At 62.3% G+C, this 14,259-nt stretch carries 11 protein-coding genes; 5 read left to right on the top strand and 6 right to left on the bottom strand.

Annotation, left to right across the window (positions count from 1 at the left end; genetic code table 11):
* The first annotated feature begins 9 nt into the window (after positions 1 to 9).
* The 3 genes from AYM40_RS20645 to tssE all read left to right on the top strand — a co-directional run bounded on the left by AYM40_RS20645 (position 10) and on the right by tssE (position 3,834).
* Positions 10 to 495, top strand: a complete 486-nt coding sequence (locus AYM40_RS20645) for an Hcp family type VI secretion system effector (protein WP_063498168.1) — start codon at positions 10 to 12, stop codon at positions 493 to 495.
* Positions 496 to 616: 121 nt separating this feature from the next.
* Positions 617 to 3,403 carry a type VI secretion system ATPase TssH gene (gene tssH / locus AYM40_RS20640; protein ID WP_063498167.1) on the top strand — a complete coding sequence of 929 codons (2,787 nt, stop codon included), beginning with the start codon at positions 617 to 619 and terminating at the stop codon, positions 3,401 to 3,403.
* Positions 3,400 to 3,834, top strand: a complete 435-nt coding sequence (tssE, locus tag AYM40_RS20635; RefSeq protein WP_063498166.1) for a type VI secretion system baseplate subunit TssE — start codon at positions 3,400 to 3,402, stop codon at positions 3,832 to 3,834. Before tssH ends, tssE begins: the two co-directional genes overlap by 4 nt.
* Before the next feature lie 208 nt (positions 3,835 to 4,042).
* Here tssE and AYM40_RS20630 read toward each other — a convergent pair whose 3' ends face one another.
* Positions 4,043 to 4,942: a DMT family transporter gene (locus AYM40_RS20630; RefSeq protein WP_063498165.1), complete on the bottom strand. Its 900-nt coding sequence runs from the start codon at positions 4,940 to 4,942 to the stop codon at positions 4,043 to 4,045.
* 161 nt (positions 4,943 to 5,103) lie between these two features.
* On the opposite strand from AYM40_RS20630, the gene AYM40_RS20625 reads away from it, so the two are divergent.
* Positions 5,104 to 6,027, top strand: a complete 924-nt coding sequence (locus AYM40_RS20625; protein ID WP_063498164.1) for an AraC family transcriptional regulator — start codon at positions 5,104 to 5,106, stop codon at positions 6,025 to 6,027.
* A 215-nt stretch (positions 6,028 to 6,242) separates the two neighbouring features.
* On the opposite strand, the gene AYM40_RS20620 is transcribed toward AYM40_RS20625, so the two are convergent.
* From AYM40_RS20620 to AYM40_RS20605, 5 genes are all read right to left on the bottom strand, one after another.
* Positions 6,243 to 9,263: an FAD-binding and (Fe-S)-binding domain-containing protein gene (locus AYM40_RS20620; protein WP_063498163.1), complete on the bottom strand. Its 3,021-nt coding sequence runs from the start codon at positions 9,261 to 9,263 to the stop codon at positions 6,243 to 6,245.
* A 24-nt stretch (positions 9,264 to 9,287) separates the two neighbouring features.
* Positions 9,288 to 10,037: a 2-keto-4-pentenoate hydratase gene (locus AYM40_RS20615; RefSeq protein ID WP_063498162.1), complete on the bottom strand. Its 750-nt coding sequence runs from the start codon at positions 10,035 to 10,037 to the stop codon at positions 9,288 to 9,290.
* A 37-nt stretch (positions 10,038 to 10,074) separates the two neighbouring features.
* On the bottom strand, positions 10,075 to 11,361 hold the full coding sequence (locus tag AYM40_RS20610) for an MFS transporter (protein ID WP_063500582.1): 1,287 nt from the start codon (positions 11,359 to 11,361) through the stop codon (positions 10,075 to 10,077).
* 62 nt (positions 11,362 to 11,423) lie between these two features.
* Complete coding sequence (locus AYM40_RS40415; protein ID WP_148662251.1) at positions 11,424 to 11,672, bottom strand: hypothetical protein; 249 nt, start codon at positions 11,670 to 11,672, stop codon at positions 11,424 to 11,426.
* A gap of 41 nt (positions 11,673 to 11,713) precedes the next feature.
* Positions 11,714 to 12,934: a pyridoxal-phosphate-dependent aminotransferase family protein gene (locus tag AYM40_RS20605; protein ID WP_063498161.1), complete on the bottom strand. Its 1,221-nt coding sequence runs from the start codon at positions 12,932 to 12,934 to the stop codon at positions 11,714 to 11,716.
* A 161-nt stretch (positions 12,935 to 13,095) separates the two neighbouring features.
* Here AYM40_RS20605 and AYM40_RS20600 point away from each other — a divergent pair, with 161 nt between their 5' ends.
* Positions 13,096 to 13,821, top strand: a complete 726-nt coding sequence (locus tag AYM40_RS20600; protein ID WP_063498160.1) for a GntR family transcriptional regulator — start codon at positions 13,096 to 13,098, stop codon at positions 13,819 to 13,821.
* The last annotated feature ends 438 nt before the right edge of the window (positions 13,822 to 14,259 follow it).

The raw sequence follows: 14,259 nt of genomic DNA, 5'->3' as shown, positions 1-14,259 counted from the left end.
AAGCAAGCAATGGCAATTCCCGCATACATGTGGATCAAGGACGATGGCGGCGCCGACGTCAAGGGTTCCGTCACGGTACAAGGACGCGAAGGCAGCGTTGAGCTGGTCGCGCTCGATCATGGCGTGAGCATTCCGACCGATGCGAATACCGGCAAGCTGACCGGCACGCGCGTGCATAAGCCAATCACCTTCACAAAGGAAACCGACGCCTCCACGCCTTACCTCTATAAGGCCGTAACGAGCGGGCAAACGCTCAAGTCGGTCGAGATCAAGTGGTACAAGATCGACGATGCCGGCAAGGAGAAGGAGTACTTCAACACCAAGCTCGACAATGTGAAGGTCGTCGCGGTGAAGCCGAAGATGCTGGACATCAAGAATCCTTCCTTCGAGAAGCATAACCACCTCGAAGACGTCGAACTGCGCTACGAGAAAATCACGTGGGCGTACAAGGACGGCAACATCATCCACACCGATAGCTGGAACGAGCGCTCATAAGCGTCCGTGACCTTGCAGGGCCAGCGACATCCGTCACTCGGCCCCGTTGCTGTTTGTGACGTGCGGACCCTGCTCGACCGGCCCGCACGCTTTTCCGTGCTCCCCCCTGCCCCTCGCCACCATGACCGCTCGCAATCTGTCTCCGTTCCTGCGCCGCCTCAACGACCATTGCGCCCGCGCTCTCGCCGAAGCAGCGAGTCTGTGCGAAACGCGCGCCCATCGCGATATCGAAGTCGAACACTGGTTAATCAAACTGCTGGAGCTCGGGGAGGGCGACCTCGTCGCGATCGTGCGCCACTATGAGCTTGACGCGGACGCCATCTGGCAAGGCCTGCTCGGCGCGATCGATCGGTTGCCGCACGAGTTGCGTGGCAAACCCGGACTGTCTCACCGGCTCGGGGATCTGCTGGAAGCGGCGTGGATTCATGCATCGCTCGAGGCCGGCACCCGCACGCCGGCGATACGCTCGGCGCACCTGCTCGCGGCACTCGTCGACGCGCCGCAACTCCTGCGCGCCCCGCAAGCGTGGCCGCTGCTCTCCGTATCGGCCGCGCAGATCGAACGCCTGATGCCTCTGCTGAATGGGATGTCGATTGAAGCGTCGGCCCTGTCCATCCAGGACAGTGGCAACGACGATCCCGCGCATCACAGCGTGAGTAGAGCGTCAGACGGTGCCGCGGCCGGCTCGCTGAACGAAATCGCCCGCCATGTTGGCGCTAGCGGCCAACTGGCATCGCCGGCCGCCGGCTCACGTGAACATCCGGCCCAGCGGCCGGGCGCTGATGCGCTGCAACGCTTCACCATCGACATCACGCAAAAAGCGCGTGACGGCAGAATCGATCCGGTTTTCGGCCGCGACATGGAAATCCGGCAGATGGTCGACATCCTCGCGCGACGCCGCAAGAACAATCCGATCCTCGTTGGCGAGCCGGGCGTCGGCAAGACCGCACTCGTCGAAGGGCTGGCGCTAAAGATCGCCGAAGGCGACGTGCCGCCGGCAATCCGCGAAGTGAGCGTGCTGACGCTCGACCTGGGATTATTGCAGGCGGGCGCGGGAGTCAAAGGCGAATTCGAGCAGCGTCTGAAGAATGTGATCGAAGCGGTACAACAATCGCCCACGCCGATCCTGTTATTCATCGACGAGGCGCACACGCTGATCGGCGCAGGCAACACAGCCGGTGGCGCCGACGCCGCCAATCTGCTCAAGCCGGCGCTCGCGCGTGGCGAACTGCGCACGATCGCCGCGACCACCTGGTCCGAGTACAAACAGTACTTCGAACGCGACGCGGCGCTGGAACGCCGCTTCCAGATGGTCAAGGTCGACGAACCCGACGATCACAACGCGTGCCTGATGCTGCGCGGTCTGAAGGAGCGCTATGCGCAACACCACGGCGTCCATATCACGGACGCGGCGGTTGCCGCGGCCGTGCGTCTATCGCGCCGCTACCTGACCGGACGGCAACTGCCGGACAAGGCCGTCGATCTGCTGGACACCGCAGCGGCACGCGTGCGCTTGAGTGTCGAAGCGACACCGGTTCAGATTTCCGCCCTGCATGCTGAACGGGCGGCCCTAAAGGTCGAACGCGCGGCGCTGGTGCAGGATCACGTCGCCACTTCCGTGGACATCGACGAACGGCTGGTCGCAATCGACGCACGTCTCGCCGTCCTCGAAACCGAGCTCGATACGCTCGAATCGTCGTTTGCCGAACAGGCACAAGCCGTCGCTGCACTGCAAACGCTACGGGCGACATGGCACGCCGCAACGGACGAAAGCGCGCGGCGCGATCTGCAGCAATCGATCCGCGCCGCCCACCAAACACGGCTCAGGCCCGGCGCCGAAGCGCTGATCCACGCGGAAGTGGACGAAGCGGCCATTGCGCGCGTTATCGCCGACTGGACCGGTGTGCCGGTCGGCAGTTTGCTGGAGGATGAACTTGCGACGCTGCTTGCGCTCGAGATGCGCCTCGGCCGCGTTGTCGTTGGCCAGGACGATGCGCTCAGCGCACTCGGCAAAAGCCTGCGTGCCGCCAAAGCCGGCCTCAAATGCGGCGAGGCGCCGCTAGGCGTATTCCTGCTGGTCGGACCTTCCGGCGTCGGCAAGACGGAAACGGCCCGCACGCTCGCCGACCTGATGTTCGGCGGCGAGCGTGCCCTGATTACGATCAATTTGTCCGAGTACCAGGAGGCGCACACCGTCTCACAGCTCAAGGGATCTCCGCCGGGATATGTCGGGTACGGCCAGGGCGGCGTACTCACCGAGGCCGTGCGTCAGCGCCCGTATAGCGTGATCCTGCTCGACGAGGTGGAAAAGGCCCATCGCGACGTGCTCAATCTGTTTTACCAGGTGTTCGACCGCGGCTTCATGCGCGATGGCGAAGGCCGCGTGATCGACTTCCGCAATACCGTGATCCTGATGACGTCGAATCTCGGCAGCGAGCAGATCATGGCCACGATGGAGACAGGCGGCGTGACTCACTCGAGGCTGATGGAAACGATCCACCCGCTGCTGGTCGAACACTTCCAGGCGGCGCTGCTTGCGCGCTTCCAGACCATTGTGTATCGACCACTGTCGGCCGAAGCGCTGGCGTCGATCGTGCGCATGAAGCTTGACAAGGTGGCGCAGCGCATCGTGCACAAGTTCGGCGTACCGCTCCTGTGCGAAGACGCGCTGGTGTCCGAACTCGTGCGTGCGTGCCAGTTGCCTGACTCCGGCGCGCGTAATATCGACAGCCTGCTCGATCAGCAAATCCTGCCGGTGCTCGCGCGCGAGTTGCTGGTGCGTATCGCGGGGCACGCGGAGTCGCGGGCCACGTCACGCAGGAATGTCTCCCCGGCAATACGTCTGTCCTATTCCGAAGACGCGGGCATCGTCGTCGAATTCGATGCGGCGATCGAGGTGGCGGCATGACTCGCGGCGGCCCCGGGCTCTTCGAGGTCGTAACCGGTCATTTCGCCAACGGCGCATCGATTGAGGACTTCGGCGCGGCCACTCAGTCTTTCTTGTCGGTACAAGACAACATCCAGCGCATTCTGAACAGCCGTCGCAACGGGCTCGCTCATCTGCCCGATTACGGACTCGATGATCTTTCGGAAATTTATCGCCACCTGCCGTCGTCAGCGCACAAGCTAAGACACATGATCGAGACCACGCTGCTCAAGTATGAGCCGCGTCTGAAATCGGTCGATATCACGATCGAAGATACCGAACCGGGCATGCTGCTGAGCTTTACGATGAGCTGCCGCCTGCATCAGACTGGGCTGGTGCGCTTCGGTACGCACTTCACGCCAGATGGCCAGACCCGCCTCACCCTACTAAAGTCTGAGCACGATCGCGATTGAAGGCGCTTCCCGCGCGGCAGCGGTACTTCCGGGGTGCGCTTCGCTCTCTTTTTTGCTCCCGTAAGAGCTCACCGTTAGATTGTTTTCCTCTTTTTCACGCTCCCGAAAATGCTCACCTTAAACACCCACCGGTGCGTGCGGCATCGAGTGGCTGTGCGCTGAAAAACATTTCCTTCAGCACATGAATCGGTAGGGCACCGCCGCGCTCTCAGGATGCCCTCACCCGCCGAACAAAGAGTCGCCGCGTGAGATCGAACGCCACCAGATTCCCCGCCACCACCAGCAGGAGCCCGACCACAGCCAACGCGGACCATTGGTAGCCTTCGAATACCGTCGACGCCGCGAGCGCCACAATCGGAAACAGCACGGTGCAGTAGGCGGCCCGCTCCGGCCCGATGCGCCCGACCAGCATGAGGTACGCGGTAAAGCCGATCACCGAGCCGAACACGGCCAGATACGCGAGCGCGCCGAGATAACGCGCGTCAGGCTCGATGGAGAAGGAAAAGCCGGCCAGCGCGCTGCCCACCGTCAGGATGCCGGCGCCGATCAGCATTGCCCAGCTATTGGTGGTGAACGGGTGCAAGCCCATCGATTGCATCCGGCTCGACAGCAGATTGCCGGCCGAAAAGCACAAGGTGCCGAGGAATGCGATAGCGAGTCCCAACCACACCGTGTGGTCGCCCAGGTGTCCTGCCATCTGCTGGACGAACAGGCACACGATGCCGACGAGCCCCAACGCCGCACCGGCAATCGCCGACGCTTGCAAAGGACGGCCCATGAAGAGCCGGCCGTTGATCGAATTCAGCAACGGCGCAGTGGAAAACACCACCGCGACGAGGCCGCTCGGCACCACCTGTTCGGCATAGTAAAAGCACAAAAAGTTGAGGCAGAAGAGCGCCAACCCTTGCGCGGCGAGGAAGCGCCATGCGGCGCGCGGCGGCCAGATGGGCCGGCGCATGATGCGCAGCAGCGCGAACAGCACCAGCGCCGCGATCCAGAAACGCCACGCAATCGACACCGGCGGCGGCACCGCACCCAATTGCCATTTGATCGCGATCCAGGTGGTGCCCCAGATGAGCACGGTGACGGCGTAGAGCGAAAAATTCATGACAGTGCCTGCAGCAGCAAAATGCGGAAACCCAACTATGCTGCAGCGCCGGCGGCCGCACTTGTCCAGGATTGCGCACATTTTCGGAGGCCTGAGCGGCCGGCAATCACTCGCCCTATACTGACGCTTACCCTGTCATCGAATGCATCCCGCTCGTTTCCGTGAACGCCAAACCGCCCGCCCCCGTGATCGAATCCACCGAAACGCCGTTCGGCCTTCAGTCGGTCTGTCACACGCTGCAGAGCGCCAACGCGAATCTCGAACGCTTCGCGTGGCTGGGCGACCGGCTCGCCATCGCCGTCTGGACCCGCGATATCGAGGAAGCCGAGACCATCTATGAGCGGCCCGGCCATCACACGCTGTCGTGCTATCTGGATGGCGGCTATCGCACCGAGCGTCAGAAGATGCCCGGGCGCTACGGCGCGCCGTCGCGGCTTTGCGCGTTGCCCGGCGAGCATGAATCGCGCTGGTGGGTGCGCGGCCACATGCACTTCATGCATCTTTACTTCCTGCCCGACCATTTCACGCAGCGCGCCGTGCAGGAACTCGATCGCGAGCCGCGCGAACTGACGCTGGCCGATCGCACCTATTTCGAAGACCCGCACATCGCGAGCCTGTGTCAAGCGCTCGCCAATGAAGACTGGCAGGACCCCGATGGCTTGCTGCGGACCAATGAAACCGCGCATCAGGTGTTGAGCCTGCTGCTGCGCGCGCAAGGTGTGCGCCGCACGGATGCGTCGCTCAAGGGCGGTCTGTCGGTCGCGACCCGGCGGCGCTTGCGCGACTACATCGAGAACCATCTCGCGCAAACGCTCACACTCGGCGAGCTTGCCGGTGTAGCGGCGCTGTCGGAATTTCATCTGGCGCGCATGTTCCGCACGTCGTTCGGACTACCGCCTGCGGCCTGGATCGCTCAGCAACGGCTCGAACGCGCACGCACGCTGCTGCGCACCACCAGACTGCCGCTCGCGCAAGTCGCCGAGCAATGCGGCTATGCGAACGCCAGCCATTTCAGCCATCGTTTCCGTGAAAGCGTCGGCGTGGCGCCAGCGGCGTATCGGCAGGTGGTCAGCGCGCAATCGTGACTGGCGCGCCGACCCAGGCTGCTCCGGCCTGGGCTGCTCCAGCCTGGGCAGGCTGTCCGGCGCCAGCCTGAGCCCTGAGCCCTGAGCCCTGAGCCTTGAGCCTTGAGCCTTGAGCCTTGAACCTTGAGCCCTGAACCCTGAACCCTGAACCCTGAACCCTAAGGCCGAGCTGCCCTGCCTTAAGCTTGACCGGCACGGGCCCAACCCGGCCGACCTCACTTCAAAGCCATCGCCAGCACGCGCGCCACATGGATCGCGTCGACGCCCGCGCCATCATGAATCTGATGCCGGCAACTTGTGCCGTCCGCGACCATCACCGTGTTGCCATCGATCTTCCGCACTGCGGGAAGCAGCGACAATTCCGCCATCGCCTGCGATGTCGCGTAATGCTCGGCTTCGTAGCCAAAGCTGCCCGCCATCCCACAGCACGACGAATCCACCGTCGACACCTCGAGATCAGGAATCCACTTCAGCACGGTCTGCACAGGCGTGAACGCGTCGAAGGCCTTTTGGTGGCAGTGGCCGTGTACGAGCGCCTGCTCCTTGGCCAACGGCTTCAACGCAAGCTGCAAGCGCCCGGCCTTTTCCTCGCGCACCAGAAACTCTTCGAACAGAAACGCCTGTTTCGAAAGCCGTTGCGCTTCCTCGCCGAAACCGTAGTGCAGAAACTCGTCGCGCAACGACAGCAAACACGAGGGCTCCAACCCGACGATCGGCACGCCACGCTCCACCAACGGTTTGAACAGATCGAGCATGCGCCGCGCTTCCTGCTTCGCTTCGTCGACCAAACCGGCTGCGAGGAAGGTGCGGCCGCAACACACCGGCCGCTCGCCCTGGCGCGTATTGAAGTGCACCGTGTAACCGGCCGCCTCCAGCACCTGTTGCGCGGCGCGCGCGTTTTCAGGCTCCATGTTGTTGTTGAACGTGTCGACGAACAACAGCACTTCTTTCAGCGCGCCGCCTTGAGGCGGCTTGGCCGCCGACGCGCTCGCCAAGAACGATTTCTTGAAACGCGGCAGCGGCCGTTCGGGCGCGAAACCCACCGAACGCTTGAACCACGCCGACAACACCGGCACGTTATCAGCCAGCGCCATCAAGCCCGGCATCCGGCTCGCCGTGGCGGCATAGCGCGGCATGAAGGCCACCAGCTTGTCACGCAGACTCAGCCCATGCTGTTTGACGCGCGCCGCCCGTGCCTCGATCTTGAACTTCGCCATGTCGACGCCCGTCGGGCAATCGCGCTTGCAGCCCTTGCACGAGACGCACAAATCGAGCGTGTCCTTGACGTCGTCGCTGGCGAGACCTGCTTCGCCGAGTTGCCCGGAGATGGCCAGACGCAACGTGTTCGCGCGTCCCCTCGTCACATGCTGCTCATCCTTCGTCACGCGATAACTCGGGCACATGGTGCCTGCATCGAACTTGCGGCAATGACCGTTGTTGTTGCACATCTCAACGGCCTTCGCGAGACCGCCCGACAGATCGTTGCCGCTGCCCGGCGGTGTTTCCTGCCCCGTCAGCGGATCACGTTCGACGTTCCATGCGGACCAGTCGAGGGCGGTCTCGATCCGATGCGCTGCGTAGCCCGGCGCAAAACGGAAATTGCGCGCGTCGTCCATCTTCGGCGGGCGCACGATCTTGTCGGGATTGAAGCGGTTGTCCGGATCGAACAGCGCCTTGATCTCGGTAAAAGCCTGATTCAGACGCGGCCCGTATTGCCACGCGACCCATTCGCCACGGCACAGGCCGTCGCCGTGCTCGCCGGAATATGCGCCCTTGTATTCGCGCACCAAGGCCGCCGCCTCCTCGGCGATGGCGCGCATCTTCGCCGCGCCGTCACGCCGCATATCGAGAATCGGCCGCACGTGCAGCGTGCCGACACTTGCATGCGCATACCAGGTGCCTTCGGTGCCGTGCCGGTGGAACACCTCCGTCAGGCGGCTCGTGTAGTCCGCCAGATGTTCGAGCGGTACCGCGCAATCCTCGATGAAGGAGACCGGCTTGCCGTCGCCCTTCATGCTCATCATGATGTTCAGCCCAGCTTTGCGGACTTCCCACAGCGCCCTCTGCTCATGTGCGGCAGGCATCTCGACGACCGAATCGGGCAAGCCCAGGTCGGCCATCAACTCGGTGAGCTGTTTGAGCGACGCAAGCTGCTGGCCGCGGTCCTCGCCAGAGAATTCCACCAGCAGGATCGCTTGCGGCTCGCCGACCAGCGCCTTCTCTATCACCGGCCGGAAGGCGGGATTGCTCATCGCCAGATCGATCATGGTGCGATCGACCAGTTCCACGGCTACCGGCTTCAGCTTCACGATGTGCTGCGTGAGTTCCATCGACTGCCAGAAGGTTGGGAAATTCACCACGCCCAGCGCTTTATGTGTGGGCAGCGGCGCGAGCTTCAGCGTCAGTTGCCGGCTGAACGCAAGCGTGCCCTCCGAACCGACCAGTAGATGCGCGAGGTTGGCGATGCCGTCATCCGTATAGGCGCGCGGACTCTGGCAATCGAACAGGTCGATGTTGTAGCCCGCTACACGACGCAGCACCTTCGGTATGCGTTCGACGATTTCATCATGCTCCCGCTCGGCGATCCGCTTGACGCCTTCCACGATCTGCTGCAAGCGCACGCCCTGCGGCGGCTCACGCAACGAAGCGAAACGTGCTTCGCTGCCGTCGGCGAGAATGGCGTCGATCGCGTCGACGTTGTGCACCATATTGCCGTATTCGATCGAGCGCGAGCCGCACGAGTTGTTGCCGGCCATTCCGCCGATCGTGCATTGCGCCGCCGTCGAGACATCGACTGGAAACCACAAGCCGTAAGGCTTCAACCATGCGTTCAGGTGATCCAGCACGACGCCCGGTTCGACCGTCACCGTGCGCGCGTCTGCATCGAACTCGACGAGGTTGTTCAGCCACTTGCTGGTGTCGATCACCAGCGCCTCGCCGACGGTCTGGCCGCATTGGCTTGTGCCCGCGCCGCGCGCGAGCAACGGTACTTTCTCGCTTCGTGCAATTTCCAGTGCGATGCGCAAATCGTCCTGATCGCGCGGCACCACCACGCCGATCGGCGTGATTTGATAGATCGACGCGTCGGTTGCATAGCGGCCGCGGCTCGCCTCATCGAATAACACGTCGCCGCGCACAGACTTGCGCAGATGCTGCGCGAGCGGCGTAGTCAGGCGCGCGGCGGACGGGACCAGATGAATCGGCTTGACGAGTAAAGCGGAAGTTGGGTTCGTCATATCGTCGGCCTATAAGAAATCGGGCTAGTACAGCGTCAGGTTGATCGGCTCGAGCCCTTCAATGCGCCCGCTCGCCGTGCCTGCGCTCTGCGGAAAAAACATTCCGGTGTACGAACCGGTGGTGACGACCATTGCCGGCGTGACCGCGATGCCGCGCGACGTGGCGTGATTGACGAGCCATGTCAGCAGGCGCCGCGGATCGCCGGCCGGATTGGCCGGCGTGGTCTCGACAACGTCATGCCCTTCGAAACTGAAATTTGCCGACGGCGCCACGAATGGAAAATCCTCGCGATACGGCGTAAATTCACCGACGATCAGCGCGCCGTGATTCTGCAAATCCGCGAGTTGGGCGAGCTTGTCGACGTTGGGCCAGCCGGCGTAGCGGCTCGCCACAATCTCGATGGTCGCGCCGATCGAGCCAATGCCCGCGCGCACGTCGGCTTCGCTATAGGGGGTTGTGGAAGGCTCGAAGCGGCGGCCGAAGCGGAATGCGATCTCCAGTTCGAGTCCCAGCGGCGCAAAGACTTCGCGCGGCAACCGTGCGCCGTCGGCGTGCAGATCGCTCGCAGGTAGCGGTGCGCCCTGGATCGGGCCGCTGTCGGACTTCGCGCCGATCTTCCAGCCACCGATCGAAGCGTCCAGTACACGCAGGAGGTCATGCTGGATCGCGTAGGCGGCGGCGCCGTCTGTGGGCGTTTGCTCCGGCGGCAACGCATCGAGCGTCAGATGATTGCGGCGCGCGTCGGCGAGACGTTGACTCAGTGAGGTTGTCATTGCTTTAAAGGCGAAGAGAGGGGACGGTGCCACCTGCTTAAGCACCGACGCCCGTGGTGGCGTGCGCCTTGTCGGCCGCGTTGAATTCGAATTTGCTTTCCGGCTGCATGCGGAACGCGAGCACCACACCGATCGCCATCAACAGCATGCTGCCGACGAACGGCAACTCCCAGCTGCCGAAGTAGTCGATCAGAAATCCGCCGACCACCGGCGAGATGATCGCGGCCAATGCCGAGCCGGTGTTCATCATGCCGCTCGCGGTGCCTGAGTATTCCGGCGCGATGTCCATCGGGATCGCCCACATCGGACCGATCGTCATTTCGGCGAAGAAGAAGCCCGACGCGAGACACGCCATCGACAGATACAGGCTGTGCGTGAACATCAGCGGAATGAGCGAGAGCAGACAGAACAACATGCACACCGACACCATCCAGCTCCGCGCGCGCTTCAGGCTGCGGGTCCGCGTGAAGATCCAGTCGGTCACGATGCCGCCGAGCGTGTCGCCGAGCACGCCGGCAAAGAATACGACCGATGCGAAGATCGCCGACTTTTGCAGTTGCAGGTGATAGCTGTGCAGGAAGTACTGCGGAATCCAGCTGAGGAACAACCACAAGGTCCAGCCGTAGCAGAAGTACACGATCGTGACGGGCCACATGCGATGAAACAGTTTTCCCCATGGCACGCCGGCCGCTTTCGGCTTCGGCGCGGGCAAGACTTCGAGTTCCTCAGTCGTGATACGCGGATGATCTTTCGGATGTTCGGTGAACGTGAACGCCCACACCGCCACCCACAGCAGGCTGAACACGCCGCAGATATAGAACGATTCGCGCCATCCCCAGGTCGCCATCACCAGCACGATCAAACCGGGTGCAACCGCATTGCCAATGCGCGATGCCGCGTGTGTAATGCCCTGCGCAAAGCCGCGTTTTTCTTTCGCGACCCAGCGCGCCATTGCGGAAGTGGCGGCGGGAAACGTGGCGCCTTCGCCAAAGCCGAGCAACACACGCGCTGCGAGCAACGAGACCAGGCCGCCGGCGAGGCCGGTCAGCAAAGTCGCCACGCCCCAGATGGCGCCGCAGAAAATCAGCGTGCGCTTCGCACCGAAGCGGTCACTGACCCAGCCACCGATGATCTGAAAAATCAGATACGGGTAAGCGAAGGCGGAGAACACTAGACCCACTTCTGTATGGGAAAGGCCGAACTCCTTGCCGAAACCTGCTGCCGCGGTGCTGACGTTGACGCGGTCCAGGTAAGTGATGAAGTACATGATGCTTAACATCACTAAAACGATACTGGTCGCACTGCTCACACGAAACCGCTTCATCGTCGCTCTCCATTGCAGTCTATCGACGGCGCGCCTGGAATGGCGCGCTGCGTCGGCGCCCGTCAGCGGCATGCGCTGTGGGTCCATCGCATGTTGTTCATGAGCCGCGTTCTATGTGCGGCTTCGTGAGTAAAGTGCTCCCCGCCTTCCCTTGCTGCGAGATGCGCTGATGCTTGTTGCTTGTTGCTTGTTGCTTGTTGCTTGTTGCTTGTTGCTTGTTGCTTGTTGCTTGTTGCTTGTTGCTTGTTGCGCGGATGCACTGGCGCACCGATGCGCGTGGCGCCGGTCTGCGCCTGCACTGATAGCGTCATAGCGCCAAGCAGAAGCGCTACGCGCCAAGGCATCCAAGCGCTTAAGCCGCTGCTTTCAGCCCCGCGGCTTGCGTCGGCTGGCTCAGCCACTCCATAGCGGCAGGCAAGCCACTTTCCTTGAGCGGCACGCCCGCAAGCCGCAGACCCATTTCGCAACCGGCCAGCGTCGCCAATAGCATCAGGTCGTTACAGTCACCGAGGTGGCCAATGCGGAACATGCGGCCTTTCATCTTGCCGAGGCCGGTGCCGAGCGACATGTCGAAGCGTTCGTAGATGAGCTTGCGCACCGCGTCGGCATCGATACCCTCGGGCATCATCACGCCGGTCAGCACCGGGCTATACACAGTGGGATCCGCGCACTGAATCTCCAGCCCCCACGCGCGGACCGCACGGCGAGTGGCTTCGGCGAGACGCTCGTGACGGGCGAACACGTTGTCGAGCCCCTCGCCGAGGATCATCTCAAGCGCCTCATGGAGCCCGTACAGCAGGTTCGTGTTCGGCGTGTACGGCCAGTAGCCGGTCTTGTTCATCTCGACGATGTCGGTCCAGTCCCAGAAGCTGCGCGGCAATTTGGCCTGCTTGCTGGCGGCCATTGCCTTCGGCGAAATCGCGTTGAAGCTGATACCCGGCGGCAGCATCAAACCCTTTTGCGAACCCGACACGGTGACGTCGACACCCCATTCGTCATGGCGATAGTCAGCGCAGGCTAGACCCGAGATCGTGTCGACCAGCAGTAGCGCCGGGTGGCAGGCGGCGTCGATCGCACGACGCACGGCGGCGATATCCGAGGTGACGCCTGTGGAGGTTTCGTTATGCACGACGCACACCGCCTTGATCGCGTGGTGCGTGTCGGCGCGCAGGCGCTCTTCGATCATGTGCGGCTGAACCCCGCGTCGCCAGCCTTCGATACCAGGCAGGCCGAGGAACTCCGGCTTCAGCCCGAGGCTTTCCGCCATCTTTTTCCACAGCGTTGCGAAGTGACCGGTTTCGAACATCAAGACGTTATCGCCGGGGCTCAGCGTGTTCGACAGCGCCGCTTCCCACGCGCCGGTGCCGGAGGCCGGGTAGATCACCACCGGTTGCTGCGTCTTGAAGATTTTTTTGATGCCTTCGAGCACCTTCAGACCGAGTTCGCCGAACTCCGGGCCGCGGTGATCGATGGTCGGGTAGCTCATCGCACGGAGAATGCGATCGGGCACCGGGCTCGGACCCGGGATCTGCAGGAAGTGACGGCCAGCGGGATGAAAGTCTAGCTTGAGCATTGGGCTCCTCCGATTGAATTTTGCATGCAAAAAACTATATCAGACGATCGGCGACGCCCCCAAGGCGAAGATTGCATGCGGACACCGGTGTTTACCCGTGCTATTAACTAATCTTTATGCTTCCGATAAAATCGCATCTATACGATGTTGAGGGCTTTTGTATGCAAAATTCGGATTTCGATGCGGGAGTGGGCGCTTCCCCGCTGATGCCGAAGGTCGAGCGTCAGCGCTTGCACGACACGGTGGTGGAGCACATTCGCCGGTTTATCGTCGAGGGGGTGTTGGAGCCGGGCAAGAAACTGAACGAGCGCGAGTTATGCGAGACGCTGGGGATTTCGCGCACGCCGTTGCGGGAGGCGCTGAAGGTGTTGGCCGCGGAAGGGCTGATTGAGATTTCGCCGAACCGGGGCGCGTCGGTTTCGAAGATGTCGGAAGCGGAGTTGCGCGAGACCTTCGAATTGATGAGTGGCCTTGAAGCTTTTTCCGGCGAACTGGCGGCGGAGCGGATGACGGCTGCGGAGCTTGCCGAGATCAAGGCGTTGCATTACGCGATGCTGGCTTGCCGGACGCAGAACGATCTGGCCGGGTACTACAGCCGCAACCAGGCGATTCACGACAAGATCAATGAAGCGGCAAGGAATTCAGCACTGCGGCAGACTTATGTCGCGGTTAATCGACGCCTGCAGGCGTTGCGGTTCCGGTCGAATTTTCAGATCCCCAAGTGGGATAGCGCAATTCACGATCATGATGAGATGTTGAAGGCGCTTGAAGCGAGGGATGGGAAAAAGTTGAGCGCTATTTTGCGGCAGCATTTGCTGGATAAGCGGGATGCGGTGTTGCAGGTGCAGTCGCAGGAAGAGGTGGCGGCTTCGGTGTTGAAGGCTTGAGCGGTTTTTTGCCTTCGGCGACGGCATAGGTTGCGTGCTTGCGGCGTTGGGCCCGCCGCGGGAGACGTGAACCTAAACCCCTAGTTGTCCACATAATTTGTGATCAAGGCTGTGGATAACCCCCCCACAACAGCGTCAAGTCATTGATGCAAATACATTCTGCCGGGTCGATGCATCCGACAGCCAGCTTGACAACCGGCTGAAGCCACCTTCTAACTAGCGTGAACCGTCTGGCGCGGAACCAACACCGCCACTCCCAAGGGAGTGGGGCGCTGTCCGACGCTTTAAAGTTAATTGGGCGGCAACAGTCAGGTCGTACGCCGACTGGCCACACGATAGGGGAAGTTACGAACCCGATCCGCCATAGAGATGGCGCAAGTCTGCCCCACCGACCCTCTTGTTTCCCTCGACAATCATTAACCCGTTGCCTGCCTCGGG

This window comes from Paraburkholderia phytofirmans OLGA172 (assembly GCF_001634365.1).
Classification (GTDB): Bacteria; Pseudomonadota; Gammaproteobacteria; order Burkholderiales; family Burkholderiaceae; genus Paraburkholderia.
The sequence above is the reverse complement of the archived record's forward strand: the minus strand, read 5'-3'. Positions and strand labels throughout refer to the sequence as shown.